The following is a 16,710-nucleotide window of genomic DNA, read 5'->3' on the forward strand; positions in this document are numbered from 1 at the left end:
CGCGTCAGCGGCGCCGTTTCTTTTTTGTTCTAGTCGTTTCCCTCGAATCACGTATCGTCCCGGAATGTCCTTCGGCTTCTTTCGCACCCCGACGAAACCCAAGCCCACGCCCGTCGTGGAGCGCGAGCATTGCGTTGCCGGCCGCACGCTGCCGCTCAAGATCGTCGAGAACGACAGGGCGCGGCGCCTGACGCTGCGCATCGATTCCGGCGGCCGCGGCCTGCGCATCACCGTGCCGCCGGGGCTGCGGCGCGGCGAGGTGGAAAGATTCCTCGACCGTCATCAGGACTGGCTGGAGCAAAGGCTGGCCAAGGTGCCCAACCGGCCGCAGGTGCGGCCCGGCATCAAGATACCGGTGCGCGGTGTGCCGCATCGCATCGTCCATGAACCGTCGAAACGCGGTACAGTCACGCTGTCGCGCGACGAGCGCGGTCCGCTGATGATCGTGCACGGTGAGCGCCTGCATCTGCCGCGCCGCATCGCCGATTTCCTCAAGCGCGAAGCCAAGCGCGAGATCGAGGCGCTGGTGACCAAGCACAGTGCTGCGGTCGGCAAGCGCGCCAAGGCGATCCGCTTCAAGGATACGTCGAGCCGCTGGGGGTCCTGCACGTCGGACGGCAATCTGTCGTTTTCCTGGCGCATCATGATGGCGCCGCGGCCGGTGATAAACTACCTCGTGGCGCACGAGGTGGCGCATCTCAAGGAGATGAACCACGGCCCGAAATTCTGGAAATTATGCGAGCAGCTGTGCCCGGACACCGAGCGCTGCAAGGATTGGCTCAAGCGCAATGGCGGCGCGCTGCAGGCGATCACGTTCGAGTAGTTGTCCGATTCAATCGTCGTTGGCGGCGTTCAACTCCTCCGGCCGCAATCCCTCGTCGACATGGCGCGGCCAGGGCAGGAAATCCTTCTCGAAGCCATCGTTGCTGAAATAAGCCAGCGCCCGATGCGCCTCCGCGCCGTTGAAGGCTGCCTTGTCCATCAAATGAGCGATGACCTCATGGGCCTGCGCCAGCTTTTGCCTGAGTTCCGCGACGGTCTTTTCCGGCATGGTCTTTGTTCTCCCGCCTTTGTGCCTGAGCAAGGTAGCGCGTTGCGCTCTTATATTAGCAAGGTGGCGCGTTCCGCTCTTACATTAGCAAGGTAGCGCGTTCCGCGCCGGCGGCAAACAGGATGCTTTTTCTCGACTCTTTGGTCGTTTCGTGCCAATCCCGCGCCATGGCGCTGGACATCAAGATATGCGGATTGAAGACTGACAAGGCACTGGCCGCGGCATTGGCCGGCGGCGCCAGCCATGTCGGCTTCAATTTCTTTGCCAAAAGCCCGCGCTATGTCGAGCCGGTGGAAGCCGGCCGCCTGCGCGAAGCGGCGCGCGGCAAGACCAAGGCGGTTGCGGTGACGGTCGACGCCAGCGACGCGTTCCTGGACGAGATCGTCGAAAAAATGCAGCCCGACATGCTGCAGCTTCACGGCGCCGAAACGCCCGACCGGGTGGCTGAGGTGAAGGCGCGCTACGGCTTGCCGGTGATGAAGGCACTGCCGGTCAGCGAGGCTGCCGATCTCGAGCGGGTTAAACCCTTCATCGGCATTGCCGACCGCTTTCTGTTCGATGCCAAGCCGCCTAAGGGTTCGGAACTGCCGGGCGGCAACGGTCTTGCCTTCGACTGGCGCATTCTGGCCGGCCTTGACGCCGGCGTCGATTACATGCTTTCCGGTGGGCTCAATGCCGGCAATATCGGCGACGCCCTTCGGCTGGCGAACCCGCCCGGAATAGATCTTTCCTCGGGCGTGGAAAGCGCGCCGGGGGTCAAGGAACCGGCGCTGATCGAACAATTTTTCCGGGCCGTCGGGGCAGCACGCGACAACCGCGCCGCCTGACCACGCTTCAAACCACAGACCAGGAGATCGGCGATGGATAAGCCGGCGATACCGAATTCCTTCCGCACCGGCCCCGACGAGCAGGGCATGTTCGGCATTTTTGGCGGTCGTTTCGTTGCCGAAACGCTGATGCCGCTGATCCTTGAGCTGGAGCGGCACTGGAACGAGGTCAAGAACGATCCGGACTTCAAGGCCGAACTGACCGATCTCTCGACGCATTACGCCGGGCGGCCGTCGAAGCTCTATTTCGCCGAAGGCTTGACCAGGCATCTTCGCGAGGTTTCCGCAGCGAAGGGCCTCGGCGGGGGCGCAAAGGTCTATTTCAAGCGCGAGGATCTGAACCACACCGGCTCGCACAAGATCAACAACTGCCTCGGCCAGATCCTGCTCGCCAAGCGCATGGGCAAGACGAGGATCATCGCCGAGACCGGAGCCGGCCAGCATGGCGTCGCTTCCGCTACAGTGGCGGCGCGCTTTGGGCTTCCCTGTATCGTCTATATGGGCGCGACCGATGTCGCCCGGCAAAGCCCCAACGTCTTTCGCATGAAGCTTCTGGGCGCGGAAGTGCGGCCGGTGACCGCCGGCCACGGCACGCTGAAGGACGCCATGAACGAGGCGTTGCGCGACTGGGTGACCAATGTCGAGGACACCTACTACCTGATCGGCACAGCCGCCGGCCCCCACCCCTATCCGGAGTTGGTGCGCGACTTCCAGTCGGTGATCGGCACCGAGGCGCGCGCCCAGATCCTCGAGCAGGAAGGCCGGCTGCCGGACACCATCATCGCTTGTGTCGGCGGCGGTTCCAACGCCATCGGCCTGTTCCATCCCTTCCTCGACGACAAAGAGGTTCGCATCATCGGCGTCGAAGCCGGCGGCCGCGGCCTCGATGGCATCGAGCATTGCGCTTCGATGAGTGCCGGCGCGCCCGGCGTGCTGCATGGCAACCGTACCTACCTCCTGCAGAACGCCGACGGCCAGATCATGGACGGCCACTCGATCTCGGCCGGGCTCGACTATCCTGGCGTCGGGCCAGAGCACTCGTGGCTGCGCGATTCCGGCCGCGTCGACTATGTGCCGATCCTCGACGACGAGGCGCTGGAGGCGTTTCAGCTGACGACGCGCGTCGAGGGCATCATTCCGGCGCTGGAATCCGCCCACGCCATCGCGCAGGCGGTGAAGATCGTGCCTGATATGGACAAGGACCAGATCGTCATCGTCAATCTGTCCGGCCGCGGCGACAAGGACGTGCATACGGTAGCCAATATGCTGGGCATGGAGATCTGATCATGACCACCCGTATCGACCGCCGCATGGCGAAGCTGAAGGCCGAAGGCCGACCGGCACTCGTCACCTATTTCATGGGCGGCGACCCCGACTACGACACGTCGCTGTCGATCATGAAAGCGCTGCCTGGCGCCGGCAGCGACATCATCGAGCTCGGCATGCCGTTTTCCGATCCGATGGCCGACGGCCCGGCGATCCAGGCGGCCGGCCTGCGGGCGCTGAAGGGCGGCCAGACCCTGGTCAAGACGCTGAAGATGGCCTCGGAATTCCGCGCCGGCGACAATGAAACGCCGATTGTCTTGATGGGCTACTACAATCCGATCTACATCTACGGCGTCAAGCGCTTCCTGAGCGACGCGCTGGCCAGCGGCATAGACGGGCTGATCGTCGTCGACCTGCCACCGGAGATGGACGAGGAGCTTTGCATCCCGGCACTCAAGGCCGGCATCAACTTCATCCGGCTGGCGACCCCGACCACCGACGACAAGCGCCTGCGCAAGGTGCTGCAGAACACGTCGGGCTTCGTCTACTATGTCTCGATGACCGGCATTACCGGCTCGGCGCTGGCCGACACCGGCAAGGTGGCGGCAGCGGTCAAGCGCATCAAGAGCCATACCGACCTGCCCGTCTGCGTCGGCTTCGGCGTCAAGACCGCCGAGCAGGCGCGCACCATCGGTGCCTCGGCCGACGGCGTCGTCGTCGGCACGGCGATCGTCAATGCGGTCGCCAACGTGCTCGGGCCGAAGGGCGAAAAGACCGCCGATCCGGCAGAAGCTGTCGCCACGCTGGTCAGCGGGCTGTCGCAAGGGGTTCGCGCGGCTCGCCTTGCTGCCGCCGAATAGTCTTGATCATCTGGCTGACCATGATCTTTGCCGAAAACCGGTTTCCACTTTTCGGGATCATGGTCTAACTCTTCGTAAGGACAGGAGCCGAAGCGATGAACTGGATCACCAATTACGTCCGCCCGAAGATCAATTCGATGCTCGGCCGCCGCACCGACATGCCGGAAAACCTGTGGATCAAGGATCCCGAGACCGGCGAAATGGTGTTCCACAAGGATCTGGAGCAGAACCAGTTCGTCATCCCGTCCTCCGGCCACCATATGAAGATATCGGCCAAGGAACGGCTGAAGTTCTTCCTCGACGACGGCAAATACGAAACGCTGGAAAACCCCAAGGTGGTGCAGGATCCACTCAAGTTCCGCGACGAGAAGCGCTATGTAGACCGGCTGAAGGATGCCAAGGCCAAGACCGGCATGGAAGACGCCATTATCAATGCGCTGGGTACCGTCGAAGGCCTGCCGGTGGTGGTGACGGTGCAGGATTTTGCCTTCATGGGCGGCTCGCTCGGCATGGCGGCCGGTGACGCCATAGTGCATGGCTTTGAGGTCGCCCTGCAGCGCAAGCGGCCGCTGATCCTGTTTGCGGCCTCCGGCGGCGCCCGTATGCAGGAAGGCATCCTGTCGCTGATGCAGTTGCCGCGGACCACGGTCGGCGTCGACAGACTGAAGGAGGCCGGCCTTCCCTACATCGTCGTCCTGACCAACCCGACGACCGGCGGCGTCACCGCCTCCTACGCCATGCTGGGTGACGTGCACATTGCGGAGCCCGGCGCCCTGATCGGCTTTGCCGGCCCGCGCGTCATCGAGCAGACCATCAGGGAAAAGCTGCCCGACGGCTTCCAGCGCGCCGAATATCTGATGGAACACGGCATGGTCGACATGGTGGTGTCACGGCTGGAGATGCGCCAGACGATTGCGCGGCTGCTGAGAATGCTGCTCAAGCTGCCGGAAGAGCAAAAATCGCAGGAGCCGGAAATCCTGCCGCCGTCGGTGATCCCGGTCGAGGCCAGGCCGCAAGCCTGACACGACATCATGCGGCGCGGGCGGCTGTTGTGTGCCGTTGTGCGCACGCTTAGGATTCCTTCATGACCACGCTTGCCGCCGACCGCGAAATCGAAAGCCTGATGGCGCTTCACCCGAAGGGCTTCGACCTTTCGCTTGACCGCATTTCGCGGCTACTCGAGCGCCTCGGCAGCCCGCAGGACCAGCTGCCGCCGGTCATCCACATCGCCGGCACCAACGGCAAGGGCTCCTGTGCCGCCTTTTCACGGGCGCTGCTCGAAGCCGCCGGCTACCGCGTCCATGTCCACACATCGCCACATCTGGTGAACTGGCATGAGCGCTACCGACTGGCCGCCGATGGCGGCGGCAGGCTGGTGGACGACAAGGTCTTCGCCGAAGCCATCGCCCGCGTCGCCAAGGCCAATCAAGGCCAGAAGATCACCGTGTTCGAAATCCTCACCGCAGTCACCTTCGTGCTGTTTTCCGAATATCCGGCCGATGCCGTCATCCTCGAGGTCGGCCTTGGCGGCCGATTCGACGCCACCAATGTCATCGCCGAGCCGGCCGTGTCGGTGATCATGCCGGTCTCGCTCGACCACGAAGCCTATCTCGGCGACCGCGTTGAACTGATCGCCGCCGAAAAGGCCGGCATCATCAAGCGTGGATGCCCGGTCGTCATCGGCGCGCAGGAAAGCGAGACGGCGCAGCAGGTGCTCATCGAAACCGCCGAACGGCTCGACTGCCCCGCCTTCGTCTATGGCCAGGATTTCCTCGCCTATGAGGAAAACGGCCGCATGGTCTATCAGGACGAAGACGGATTGATGGACCTGCCGCCGCCGCGCCTGCCGGGGCGCCATCAATTCGCCAATGCGGCAGCGGCGATCGCAGCGGTCAAGGCGGCGGGCTTCGAGATCAGCCACCGCGCCGCCGAGAAGGCGATGACGAATGTCGCCTGGCCGGGCCGCATGCAAAAGCTGCCTCAGGGCCGGCTGAGCGAACTGGCGCCGAAGGGCGCCGACATCTGGCTCGACGGCGGCCACAATCCCGGCGCTGGCGTGGTCGTCGCCGAGGCGCTGGCCGAGCAAGAGGAAAAGAACCCGCGGCCGCTGTTCCTGATCTCGGGCATGATCAACACCAAGGACCAAAGCGGCTATTTCCGTGCCTTCAAAGGGCTGGTGCGGCACGTTTACACCGTGCCGGTGAGCACGAGCGACGCGGGCGTGCCGAACGACGAACTGGCGACGCGCGCCATCGAGGCCGGCCTGTCGGCCGAACCCGTCAGTTCCGTCGCCAATGCGCTGATGCTGCTGCGCGACACGTGGGACGGACCGTCGCCGCGAATCCTGATCGGCGGATCGCTTTACCTGGCCGGTGCGGTATTGGCCGAAAACGGCACACCGCCGGTTTGAGGCGTGCCTCCACCCGGGCCATGATGACGCCACACCTATCAGATCACCGCGAGGAGCCAATCATGATCAAGGTAAAGCAGCTCGCTCACGTTTGCATTTTCGCGAATGACCTGGAGAAGACGCGAAGCTTCTATCGGGACGTCCTCGGCATGGATACGCAGTTCAATTTCCTGCGCGACGGCAAGATTTTCGGCTTCTATCTCAATTGCGGGAGCCGTAGCCATGTCGAAGTGTTCCAGAAAGACGGCGCGAGCTATAGCGACTTGAACCAGATCAACCACTTCTGCCTCGAAGTGGAAAACATCGACGCCGCGATCGCCCATCTGAGGTCAGAGGGGGTTGATGTCACTTCCAAGAAACGCGCGTGCGATGACACCTACCAGGCTTGGATCCGCGACCCCAACGGCGTGAAGATCGAACTGTTCGAATACACTGAGAAAAGCGCACAATTCGTCGGCGGCGATCGCATCGCGGATTGGTGATCGCGCCTCGCCGGACAATTGTAGCGGCGCAGCCGATGGTTGGTGGACTACTTCAGCTCGACCTCGATGAAGGCGAATTCGCCATCGTTTGCGCTGATGACGTCATGTTCGACGCCCTCGTTGCGGAAATAGGGCGCGCCCTTCTTCATTTCGGCGAAGGATTCGCCATCCTTGGTCAGGAGCTTCACCTTGCCGTCGGTCAACGGCACGATCACATAGTCGTGGCCATGGCGGTGCCAGCCGGTGTTGTCGCCCGGGGCGAAGCGGTATTCGGTGACGATGACGCGCTCATTGTCGATGAAGACGGTGGCCTTGGCGGATCCGATCATATCGCTTCTCCTTTGTATTCAGAAGAGAAGAATACGGGGCGGCAAGCCGCGAGTGCCAGAGCGGCCCACCAATGACGCCAGCAAAAGAAAGCCCGGCGCGAGGCCGGGCTTTTCTGCAAAATTTTGATCGGATCAGGCGAGACTGCCGTTGATCCAGTGCGACAATGCCGTTTTCGGCGCAGCACCGACCTTCATATCGGCGACTTCGCCGCCCTTGAAGATCATCAGCGTCGGGATCGAGCGCACGCCGAACTGCGCGGCCAGCTCAGGATTCTCATCGATGTTGAGCTTGGCGATCTTTATCTTGCTGCCGAGTTCGATGGCGATATCCTCAAGCGCCGGGGCGATCATCTTGCACGGGCCGCACCATTCCGCCCAGAAATCGACCACGACCGGCTCCTTGGCGTTGAGCACGTCGGCCTGGAAATTGCTCTTGTCGACCTTGACGGTGGCCATGCTGAGATCCTTTCGATTTGTTCGTCGCACCAAATGTGGTGGTGATCGTGTCCGTCTTCAAGCAAGTGTTGTGTCACGCTCCCGTGAGTCTAGCAAGCGCGTCGTCCATTGCGGCCGCCGGCAGTTCGATCAGCCGCGGCGCCTCGGTGAACAGCAGCGCCGCCGAGACCTCGCGTCCCGGATAGAGCGGCTGAAGCAGCGCGCGATAAAGTGCGAGTTGCAGAACATAGGCTTGCGGCACTTCGGCGAGCGTAGCTGGCGCTGGCCGATTGGTCTTGTAGTCGACGATCGAAACCTTGTCCGGCGTTACTGCCAGCCGGTCGATCTTGCCGGAGATCGAGCGCAGTTTGCCCCTCACCTCCAGGCTGCCCATGATGGCGACTTCAGCGCGCGAGTTTGGTGCAAACAGCGGCGCGAAGCGGCTGTCGGCAAGAATTCTGGAAACGCCAGCCAAGGCTTTGTCGCGCTCGTCTTCAGGCCATTGAGCTCCGGCGCGCGCCAAATAGCGCTCGGCGGCATCCTGGCGTTTTCCCTCGGCGATGCCGGGCAGCATCTGCAGCAATTTGTGCAGCGCCAACCCGCGAATCACGGCAAAGCCGGGCTCGGCGTCGGCATCCAATACCGGCGAACGCGTGTCGGCCACCGCTTGCCGCGCCTCGTCGATCAGCACCGAGGCGCCGGACGGCGAGAGCGGCCGCGGCAGTTCCTCGAAAGGCGGCAAAGGCTGGAACAGGGTTTCCGGCAGTGGCGCAAAGCGTTCCGCCTGCCGTGCCTCATCCACTGCCGCCAGTGGCATGGGCGGCAGCTTCGTCACCTGGAAACGATGCACGGTCTCGCCAGTGGCGGGATGCCGGCGTTCCGCGCTTTCAGCGGCGCCGACCAGCGCGCGGCTGACGACCGAGTGCCAGCTGCCGGTATTCTGCGCCCGCTTGCCATGGTAGCCGCAGACGATCAGCCGATCCTCGGCGCGAGTCATGCCGACATAGAGCAGCCGGCGGTATTCGTCGTCGGCGAGCTCGCGGGCGCGGGCCGATGCGGCGCGTGAAAATCCATTGGCGACATCGCTGGCCGACCGCCAGAGATAGCCCTTGCCCTCCCAGCAGTCGCCCGACCCTTCGAACGGCATCAATCTCGGCAGGTGCTGGTCGCTGAACGGCGCGGAGCCGCCATCGACCAGGAATACCACCGGCGCTTCCAGGCCCTTGGCGGCATGCACGGTCATGACGCGAACCTCGTCGCGGGTCTGGTCCATTTCGCGCTTGATCTCGGGGCCGGCGTTTTCCAATGTCGACAGGAAGGATTCCAGTCCCGGCAGGCCGGTCCGCTCCTCGGCCAGGCAGAAATTCAGGAATTCGTCGAGGATGTCGCCGGCCTCCGGACCGAGCCGCGCGATCATCTTCTTGCGCAGGCCGTCGCGGGCGAGAGCTCCGGCGTAAAATTCGAACACCGGCTTGAATGCGACTTCGTTCGACCATGTGTCGAGCCGGCTGACGACGGCGGCCAACGCCTCGCTTTCGCCGGCATGCCGGCGCAGCGAGGCGATCAGCGAGACGCCCGACGGCCTCTCGGCAGCAAGTGCGAAGAGCTGCTCTTCCGAGACATCGAAGATCGGGCTGCGCAGCACGGCGGCCAGCGACAGATCGTCCTGCGGCTGGATGAGAAAATGGCCGAGTGCGATCAGGTCCTTCACCGCGATGTGGCCGGGCAGGCTGAGCCGGTCGGCGCCGGCCACCGGAATGTCGCGGCGCTTCAGCGCCCGCGTCAGCGCATGGACGAAGCGATCGCGCTTGCGCACCAGCACCAGCACGTCGCCGGGCCGCAGTTTCTTGCCGCGGCCTTCGATAGTCTCGCCGCCGCCGATCCAGCCGGCAATGGTTGCCGCGACGTTTTCAGCGACGCGTACTGCCGGCGCATGGGCATGGTCGACCGCTTGCGTCCAATCGTCTGGTTCGTCGACGACATCGGCGCCGATCGACGGCCAGACCTCGACATAACCCGGCGCATCGGTGCGGATCGCCTTGTGGTCGAGCGGATCGGGATCGTGGCTGATGCCGCGCCGCACGTTCGGGTCGGCAAAGACACGATCCACCGCCGCAAGCACGTCGTCGGTCGAGCGGAACGACCAGGTCAGCTTGAGATCGGCGAAGGCGGCGGCGGCGCTTCTAACTTTGCCGGCAAACAAAAGCCGGCTGTCAGCAAAGGAATCCGGGGCGGCCCCCTGAAAGGAATAGATCGACTGCTTTTCATCACCGACGGCAAAGATGGTGCGGTGGACGGCGTCGCGGGCGCCGAGCCCGGCAAAGAACTCCTCCGCCAGCCGCTTGACCACGTCCCACTGGTCGGGACTGGTGTCCTGCGCCTCGTCGAGGAGGATGTGGTCGATGCCCTGGTCGAGCTTGTATTGCACCCATGGGCCGGCGTCGGGCCGCGCCAGTAGATTGACAGTGCGGGTGATCAGGTCGTTGAAGTCGAGGAAGCCGCGGGCGCGCTTCAATTGCTCGTAGCGGGCGATCAGCCAGTCGGCGATGGTCAGCGCGGCACGCGTGCCTTCCAACATCCTGAACAAGGCCAGGCGGTCGGAGATTTCGAGAATAGCGTCGACCGCCACGAGATAACGTTCGGCAAGATCGGGCAGCCGGTCGAGCAGCGCCTTCTTGAACGTCTTTGCCGGATCATAAGGCTCGCCATCGGCCCTCAAGAAAGCCTTGGAGAGCAAATTCAGGCGTCGGACCGGATCGTCCTCGGCAAAGGCAAGACGGGCGTATGGCAGCAGATTGTTCAGCACGATGCGCGCATCGGCGGCCTCGGCCGCCCGTGAAAAGGTGACGAGATAATCCGGCAGGAAGCCGGGCAGCGGCCAGACCGAGGCGGCGATGCCTTCGGCGGTCTGGCCGGCGCGGAAATGGAACTCGTCGAACAGCGCCTGAAAACCATCGCCGCCGGCCGCGGCGACGAAGGTGCGCAAACCGTCGCGCTTGCGCACGATCTCGCCTAGCAACGCGTCGAGCCCATGTTCGCCGCCGCGCTCCAGCACGGTGGCGAAAGCCTCGGCCAGTGCCGCATCGCCTGCAACGCCGCCGGAGATCATGTCGCGGCGGGCGGCGGCGAACAGCGAAGCCTCCATTTGCGGATCAAGCATTTCGAAATGCGCCGGGATGTTGGCTTCCAGCGGGAACTGATGCAGCACCGATTCGCAGAAGGCGTGAATGGTCTGGATCTTCAGCCCGCCCGGTGTTTCCAGCGCCTCGGCAAACAGCCGCCGCGCCTGGCGCATGGTTTCGCGGTCGGGCTGGCGGCTGTCCAGCGCCTCTATCCGTGTCGAGAGCTCGGCATCACCAAGCGCCGTCCATTGCGATAGGGTCGAAAACACCCGGTTCGACATGTTGGCGGCGGCGGCGCGCGTATAGGTCAAGCACAGGATCTTGGACGGATCGGTGCCGCGCAGCAAAAGCCGGATGACGCGCTCGGCGAGCACATGGGTCTTGCCCGATCCGGCGTTTGCCGACACCCATGCGGAGTTATGCGGGTCGGAGGCGCTCGCTTGGCTGGCGGCGGTGTCGCTCGGGATGGGATAGGCCTTCTTCACGCCTCCCCTCCCTCCTCGTCGGCGTCGCCGCCGGCGGACCATTCCAGCACGCGGGCGAGATGGTCGTAGTCGCCGTCGGTCTCACCTTCGCGGAACGGCAGCGCCCGCGACAGATAGCCGGTCGCCGGGTCGGCGTAGTGGATCAGCAGTTTTTCCAGCCGCGCCCAAGCCTCTTCGGCGAGATCGGCGGCGGTTCGCGGCTTGCGGTTGTATTCGAGGATCGATTCCTCGAACACCTCTCCGTTCGGCTTCAGCCGCACGAAGGCCAATTGCGACGGCTCGCATGCGCCAAGCTCCTTGAAGGCGCCGCGACGCAGCAGCGCGCCCTCCAGCGCCAGTTGCGGCGCGAGCAGCGTGTGCGCCTGCGCTTTGGATGGCGAGGAGCCGGTCTTGTAATCGAGGATGTCGGCCATGCCGCCGGCCAGCAGATCGATGCGATCGGCATAGCCGGACAGGGTCACGCCGGATCGGCCGACGCCGGTCTTTTCGGCGCGTTCCTCGGCGTGCCGCCGTACCACGGCGGCGGCCCGGCCGCGCTCCCATTCGATAATGCCGGCGGCAAGCTTTTCGAAGCGCGGCCACCACACCGCCTCGACATCGGCGGGCAGGGCAGCCTCGGCAAAGCAGGACCGGCCGGCGGCGATGAGCCCGTCCAGCGCCTCCGGCGCGCGCGGGTCGGCCACCCTCGCTGAGAAGAGGTGCAGAATGGCGTGAAACAGCGTGCCGCGCTCGGCAGCGCCCGGATCACGAACGACCGGATCGAGTGGCATCAGGCCGAGTATCCTTCTGGCATAGACCGCATATGGGTCGCGACGTAGCGTCTCGATCTCGGTGACCGAGAAGTGGTGCGGCCGCAGGGCGAGCGGCGGTTTCGGCTGCGGCCTCGGCGCAAAGTCCTGCTTTTCGCCGGCATCAAGCGCACGCGCCCAGGCAAGCAGTTCATCGCCGCGCCGGCGAAGTGCCACAGCATGGTCCTCGCCGACGAAGGTAAGGATACGCTGCAGCCAGCGCGACGGCACCGACGGAGCGTCGCCGGAACGGGCGGAGCGAGCCAGCACCACTTTTTTGGCGCCCATGGCCATCTGGAAATCATGGGCGGCAAGGCCGATGCGCCGCTCCGGCGGTTCAAGATCGATGCCGGTCTTCATCAGCCGCGACATAAAGCGGTCACTCTCCGGCTTGCGCGGCCACACGCCTTCGTTGAGTCCGCCGACGACCAGCGTGTCGATATCCTGAAGCCGCGCTTCCAGCACGCCCCAGATGGCGATGCTCCTGTCGGTGCCCTGCGCCGGCTTGACCATTTCGGGCGCAATCAGCGCCTCCATCACATCGGGCCATTCGTCCGCGGCGAAGGAGAACGACACCGAGGCCGCGACCAGACCGCGCAAGAGCTCGGCAAGCTTTTCACCGGCATCGCCGGCATAGAGTTCGCTGAGGCTTCCGTCAGCAGCGCGGCCGAGGCTTTCGAGCACGCCGACACTGGCGCGCACAAGCGTGGCAAGATCGGCATTCTCCTCGCCGCGAAAGGCAACCAGCGGCGCCAGCGCAGCCGTTAGCCGGATCAGCAGATCGCGCGCCTGTTCGATGCGCCTGACCGAGAGGCGCGATCGCCAGAAAGGCGGGCGGCGATTGCCGCCGTCGTCGAATTCGGCAAGCCGGGCACCGAAGAGTTGCGGCAGCGACGCGACGTCCGGGCGACCGGTGCCGCCGCGCAGCGCCACGAGTTCGACGATTTCGGCCGCATGGCGGACGCTTGCCCGCTCCAGGCCGAGGCCAAGCAAGGGATGCTTGAGCAGTGACAGCAGGGCGACCGGATCGCCCGGGCGGAACGCCGCCTGAAGCGCCAGCCGGAGCAGGCTGGCGGCTGGCGTGTTGATGAGCGGCGTGCCGCCGGAATCGTCGGCGGCGACGCCGAAGCGCAACAGCTCGACCGAGACGCGTCGCGCCAGCGCGCGGTCGCCGGTGACCAGTGCGGCGCGCTGGCCGGGCCGTTCGACGGCCTGTTTGAGCGCAACGGCGATCGCCACGGCTTCGTCGCGTTCGCTGGCGGCCTCGAGAAGCGTCACACCAGCGAAGGCCTCGGCACTATCGCCAGCGGTGAAGCGCGCGCGCGTCTCGGCCCAGAGCTCGGTGGTCTCCGCCGGCCGCAGCGCCTCGCCGACAAGTGCGGCGCGCAGCGCAAGTGGCCGCGGCGCAACAGCAAGCTCCCCGACATCGGCCCGAAGCACCCCGATCTTGCCGATCAACTTTGCCAGGCCGTATTGCGGATGGCCAAGCAAAGCCGGCCGCGCACCAGGTGCACTGACGGCGGCAAAGGACGGCTCGTCCAGCGTCCGGTCGAGGCCGGGCAGCACAACAGCGCCATTGGGCAGACCGGCGATTACGGCAAGCAGCTCGGCCGTGGCGGGGATGGAGCCGGTAGAGCCGGCGGCGATCACCGGCCCGGCGGGTGGATTGCGCTTCAGCCGCGCCGCTTCCAGCCTTATCAGGGCATTGCGATGCGCTGCCGGATTGGAGCGACGGCGTTCCTCGAGCAGCTTCGGCCAGTTCTCAGTCACGATGGTCAGGAAATCGAGCGTCACCTGCCACCAGCCTGCAAGGTTGCCGGTTACAAGGTCGGCGAGCCTCGCCCAATCCGTGCCTTCCGTCTCGATCTCATCCATCAGCCGTGCAAGGTCGCGCGCCAGCCAGATGGCGTCGGCGGCGGAGGCCGGGATGACGATCTCCTCGTCGAACAATGCCGCGACATGTGCCGGCAGGCGGCGTTTCCACGCCCGCACCAGCGGCGCAAGCAGCAGAAGACGCTCGACCGCGGCGATCGGCGGCGCAAAGTCGATGGCGGCCGAAGCTTCCGTCTCGAAGGCGGCTTCATCTTCATCAAACTCACCAAGTGGGCGGATGACCGGCAGGATCGCCGAACGGCTTCCCGAGCGCGAGAGAGCATCGACGAAGACGCCGCGGAGCGCCCGCGCTGCACGGCGCGTCGGCACGTAGATGGTGAGATCGGCCAGCACCAGCGGATCGCCATCATAGGCAAGGCCGGGAACCAGGCGCCCTGCAAGCAGCGCCTCGGCCAGCGTCGGCAGGAACGGCGCTCCGGGCGGGATCGAGAAAACGCGGCGGGAGCCGCTCATTTCGACTCGGTAAGAGCGCCGGGTGCCTCAGCAAGAGCATCAGGCGTGCCGGCAAGCGCGGCGGCGACCGCTGCTTCCGCCCGCGGGATCGCGTCGGGTGTACCGACAGTGATCCAATGGCCACGCATCGTCATGCCGAACAGGCGGCCGGCGGCGATTGCCGCATCGAAATAGGCGTTGAGCGACAGCGGGCCGGCCGGCGCGTCCTTGAAGATGCGCGGATGGACGATTGCGGCGCCGGCATAGATCAGGCCGGCCGGATCGTTGTTCGCACGCCGCAACGCGCCGTCCGGCGCCATCAGGAAATCGGTGCCGCCGCTATGTCCGGTTGCCGACTGGAGATCCGCAAGCATCAGCAGAATGTCCATTGTCGCGCCCTCCCATGCAAGGGCAAGTCGCCTGAGATTGGAAACGCCGCTGTCGATCCAGAAGGTGTCGGCGTTGAGCACATAGAAGGGTGCCCCTAACTTGGGCAATGCCTTGACGATGCCGCCGGCAGAGTCGAGCAGGCCGCTGCTCTCATCCGAGATGACGATTCTCGGCGCACTGCGGCGGGCTACATGGTCCACGATCTGTTGCGGCAGGTAATGGACGTTGACGACGGCCTTGGCGACACCGGCTTCGGCTAGGCTGTCCAGCCCCCAGTCGAGCAATGTCTTGCCGGCGACCTTGACCAGCGGCTTCGGCATGGTCTCGGTGATCGGCCGCATGCGCTTGCCGAGCCCGGCGGCAAGCACCATGGCGGTCGTCGGCATCGGTCCCGACGCTTTCAGGCCCAAATCCTTAGCCTTCAAATCGAGCGTTCCTCCAGCAAGCCGTGGGCGATGTAGAAATCCTGCAGCCCGGCCAGCGCCGGATGCGCCAGCGCCCGGCGAAGATAATCGCGGATGCGCGGCAGATGCTTCAGATAATAAGGCTTGCTGTCGCGTTTTTCGAGCCGCACGAAAATGCCGAGGATCTTGGAATTGCGCTGTGCGGCCATGATTGCATAGGTTTCGCGGAATTCGTCTTCGTCGAAGACGCCGGCGTCGCGTCGCGCGGCGATATAGGCGGCGAGCGTGTGCTTTTCGATTTCAGGTGAAATGGTGACGCGCGCGTCCATGGCGAGCGAGGCGACGTCGTAGGCTGACGGACCGATGAGCGCATCCTGGACATCGACGACGCCGAGACGATCGTGACCGGAACGATCACCGCGCCAGATCAGGTTGGGCGAATGGAAGTCGCGCAGCATTAGCGTGTATTCGCGCCCCTCGAGCCGATCGAGCACCGCATTCCATTCGCTGCGATAACCGGCGCGGAACGCCTCGCTTGGCGGAGCGCCTGATATCGCAGGGACATACCAGTCGACCAGCAATTCGGCCTCGATCATCATGGCGTCGCGATCGAAAGGCGGCACCTCGTGGAAGACGCCGGGGCCGGCCTGCATGCTGGCCGGCCATGTTTTGCCGTGCATCATGGCAAGCAGTTCGGCCGCCGCCGCGTAGCGCTCGGCCACCGGCTGGCCGCGCTTGTCCAGGAACCCTTGGGACCCGAGATGCTCCAGCAGCAGAAAACCCTGGTCGAGATCCTGGGCATGGATTTCCGGGACGCTGACGCCGCCGGCCCGCAAGGCACGGTCAATGGCGACGAACGCCGAAACGGATTGCGCGGTGTGGGCGATCTCGGCATAGGGTTTGCCGTCGCGGACTGGCGGTCCGAGCACCAGCCTTGGCGAGTTCATCAGCACGCGCGGCGGAAATCCGGCGAGCGTGACGATCTCGTAGGAGCGAGCCGAGGCATCACCGATGAAATATCGCCGCTGCGCTTCGCCCCAACCGGCCTGGCCGAGAAAATCGCGCATGGCCAGCGATCGCGCCGCGCGCTCGAAGGCGGCGCCCCCTCCCGATAGTCTCGCCAATCGGCCGTCGCCCTGCTGGAGAAGTTCGACCAGCACCGAGGTTTTCGGCAAATATGCCTCTGCCCGTTCCGGCCATTCGACCAGTGCGGCCCCTTGCGTCAGCGCCTCGTCGAAACCCAGCTCGTCCAACTCGGATGCCGCGCCCAAGCGGTAGAGATCGAAATGATGGACCGGCACACGCGTGTCGTAACTCTGGACCAGCGTAAAGGTCGGGCTCGGCACGTCGAGGCCGGCATCGTCGGCCAGTGCCTTGACCAGCGCCCGCGCCAAGGTCGACTTGCCGGCGCCGAGATCGCCCTTGAGAGCGAGCACGTCGCCAATGCGCAGCGACATGGCGAGGTCCTCACCAAGCCTTGCCGTCGCAGCCTCGTCGGCGAGAAAACGCTCCAGCACCAATACCGCCATCGAACGC

Annotated in this window: 14 protein-coding genes; 7 read left to right on the forward strand and 7 right to left on the reverse strand. The window is 64.8% G+C overall.

The genetic code is table 11. From position 1 onward, the window contains the following. Nucleotides 1-64 precede the first annotated feature (64 nt). A complete protein-coding gene (locus NKI50_RS10820) occupies nt 65-823 on the forward strand; it encodes a M48 family metallopeptidase (RefSeq protein ID WP_023718295.1) in 759 nt (252 codons plus the stop codon). Nucleotides 824-832: 9 nt separating this feature from the next. On the opposite strand, the gene NKI50_RS10825 is transcribed toward NKI50_RS10820, so the two are convergent. Continuing rightward, nucleotides 833-1,051 (reverse strand): hypothetical protein, encoded by a 219-nt coding sequence (locus tag NKI50_RS10825; protein WP_023718294.1) that lies wholly within the window; start codon nt 1,049-1,051, stop codon nt 833-835. 167 nt (nt 1,052-1,218) lie between these two features. Here NKI50_RS10825 and NKI50_RS10830 point away from each other — a divergent pair, with 167 nt between their 5' ends. The 6 genes from NKI50_RS10830 to NKI50_RS10855 all read left to right on the forward strand — a co-directional run bounded on the left by NKI50_RS10830 (nt 1,219) and on the right by NKI50_RS10855 (nt 6,896). Continuing rightward, nucleotides 1,219-1,878 (forward strand): phosphoribosylanthranilate isomerase, encoded by a 660-nt coding sequence (locus tag NKI50_RS10830; protein ID WP_352484498.1) that lies wholly within the window; start codon nt 1,219-1,221, stop codon nt 1,876-1,878. Nucleotides 1,879-1,911: 33 nt separating this feature from the next. Continuing rightward, a complete protein-coding gene (gene trpB / locus NKI50_RS10835) occupies nt 1,912-3,162 on the forward strand; it encodes a tryptophan synthase subunit beta (protein ID WP_023718292.1) in 1,251 nt (416 codons plus the stop codon). A gap of 2 nt (nt 3,163-3,164) precedes the next feature. Next, the gene (gene trpA / locus NKI50_RS10840; protein WP_352484473.1) at nt 3,165-4,004 is read left to right on the forward strand and encodes a tryptophan synthase subunit alpha; all 840 of its coding nucleotides are present in this window, start codon (nt 3,165-3,167) and stop codon (nt 4,002-4,004) included. Nucleotides 4,005-4,099: 95 nt separating this feature from the next. Continuing rightward, a complete protein-coding gene (gene accD / locus NKI50_RS10845) occupies nt 4,100-5,026 on the forward strand; it encodes an acetyl-CoA carboxylase, carboxyltransferase subunit beta (protein ID WP_023718290.1) in 927 nt (308 codons plus the stop codon). 62 nt (nt 5,027-5,088) lie between these two features. After that, the gene (locus NKI50_RS10850) at nt 5,089-6,414 is read left to right on the forward strand and encodes a bifunctional folylpolyglutamate synthase/dihydrofolate synthase (protein ID WP_352716496.1); all 1,326 of its coding nucleotides are present in this window, start codon (nt 5,089-5,091) and stop codon (nt 6,412-6,414) included. A gap of 62 nt (nt 6,415-6,476) precedes the next feature. Further along, nucleotides 6,477-6,896 (forward strand): VOC family protein, encoded by a 420-nt coding sequence (locus tag NKI50_RS10855; protein WP_023718288.1) that lies wholly within the window; start codon nt 6,477-6,479, stop codon nt 6,894-6,896. A gap of 47 nt (nt 6,897-6,943) precedes the next feature. Here the strand turns inward: NKI50_RS10855 and NKI50_RS10860 are convergent, their stop codons facing one another. The 6 genes from NKI50_RS10860 to tsaE form a co-directional block, all read right to left on the reverse strand. Beyond that, entirely contained in the window at nt 6,944-7,225 is a 282-nt protein-coding gene (locus NKI50_RS10860; protein WP_352484475.1) for a cupin domain-containing protein, read from the reverse strand. A 132-nt stretch (nt 7,226-7,357) separates the two neighbouring features. After that, nucleotides 7,358-7,681 (reverse strand): thioredoxin, encoded by a 324-nt coding sequence (gene trxA / locus NKI50_RS10865; protein ID WP_023677558.1) that lies wholly within the window; start codon nt 7,679-7,681, stop codon nt 7,358-7,360. A 73-nt stretch (nt 7,682-7,754) separates the two neighbouring features. Continuing rightward, nucleotides 7,755-11,267, reverse strand: coding sequence for a double-strand break repair helicase AddA (gene addA / locus NKI50_RS10870; protein ID WP_352716499.1), 3,513 nt, complete (start codon nt 11,265-11,267; stop codon nt 7,755-7,757). Continuing rightward, on the reverse strand, nt 11,264-14,401 hold the full coding sequence (addB, locus tag NKI50_RS10875; RefSeq protein ID WP_352716501.1) for a double-strand break repair protein AddB: 3,138 nt from the start codon (nt 14,399-14,401) through the stop codon (nt 11,264-11,266). Before addB ends, addA begins: the two co-directional genes overlap by 4 nt. Beyond that, complete coding sequence (locus NKI50_RS10880; RefSeq protein ID WP_352716576.1) at nt 14,398-15,141, reverse strand: nucleotidyltransferase family protein; 744 nt, start codon at nt 15,139-15,141, stop codon at nt 14,398-14,400. Before NKI50_RS10880 ends, addB begins: the two co-directional genes overlap by 4 nt. A gap of 50 nt (nt 15,142-15,191) precedes the next feature. Next, complete coding sequence (gene tsaE, locus NKI50_RS10885) at nt 15,192-16,703, reverse strand: tRNA (adenosine(37)-N6)-threonylcarbamoyltransferase complex ATPase subunit type 1 TsaE (RefSeq protein WP_352716503.1); 1,512 nt, start codon at nt 16,701-16,703, stop codon at nt 15,192-15,194. Nucleotides 16,704-16,710: the final 7 nt, after the last annotated feature.

Source organism: Mesorhizobium sp. M0563 (assembly GCF_040321065.1).
Classification (GTDB): domain Bacteria; phylum Pseudomonadota; class Alphaproteobacteria; order Rhizobiales; family Rhizobiaceae; genus Mesorhizobium.

What these genes read in the sequence shown, in the direction of transcription:
- NKI50_RS10825 (WP_023718294.1), bottom strand. Translation starts at nt 1,051, where the DNA reads ATGCCGGAAAAGACCGTCGCGGAACTCAGGCAAAAGCTGGCGCAGGCC.
- accD (WP_023718290.1), top strand. Translation starts at nt 4,100, where the DNA reads ATGAACTGGATCACCAATTACGTCCGCCCGAAGATCAATTCGATGCTC.
- NKI50_RS10830 (WP_352484498.1), top strand. Translation starts at nt 1,219, where the DNA reads ATGGCGCTGGACATCAAGATATGCGGATTGAAGACTGACAAGGCACTG.
- NKI50_RS10850 (WP_352716496.1), top strand. Translation starts at nt 5,089, where the DNA reads ATGACCACGCTTGCCGCCGACCGCGAAATCGAAAGCCTGATGGCGCTT.
- NKI50_RS10820 (WP_023718295.1), top strand. Translation starts at nt 65, where the DNA reads ATGTCCTTCGGCTTCTTTCGCACCCCGACGAAACCCAAGCCCACGCCC.
- NKI50_RS10855 (WP_023718288.1), top strand. Translation starts at nt 6,477, where the DNA reads ATGATCAAGGTAAAGCAGCTCGCTCACGTTTGCATTTTCGCGAATGAC.
- NKI50_RS10880 (WP_352716576.1), bottom strand. Translation starts at nt 15,141, where the DNA reads ATGGTGCTTGCCGCCGGGCTCGGCAAGCGCATGCGGCCGATCACCGAG.
- trpA (WP_352484473.1), top strand. Translation starts at nt 3,165, where the DNA reads ATGACCACCCGTATCGACCGCCGCATGGCGAAGCTGAAGGCCGAAGGC.
- trpB (WP_023718292.1), top strand. Translation starts at nt 1,912, where the DNA reads ATGGATAAGCCGGCGATACCGAATTCCTTCCGCACCGGCCCCGACGAG.
- NKI50_RS10860 (WP_352484475.1), bottom strand. Translation starts at nt 7,225, where the DNA reads ATGATCGGATCCGCCAAGGCCACCGTCTTCATCGACAATGAGCGCGTC.
- tsaE (WP_352716503.1), bottom strand. Translation starts at nt 16,703, where the DNA reads ATGGCGGTATTGGTGCTGGAGCGTTTTCTCGCCGACGAGGCTGCGACG.
- trxA (WP_023677558.1), bottom strand. Translation starts at nt 7,681, where the DNA reads ATGGCCACCGTCAAGGTCGACAAGAGCAATTTCCAGGCCGACGTGCTC.
- addB (WP_352716501.1), bottom strand. Translation starts at nt 14,401, where the DNA reads ATGAGCGGCTCCCGCCGCGTTTTCTCGATCCCGCCCGGAGCGCCGTTC.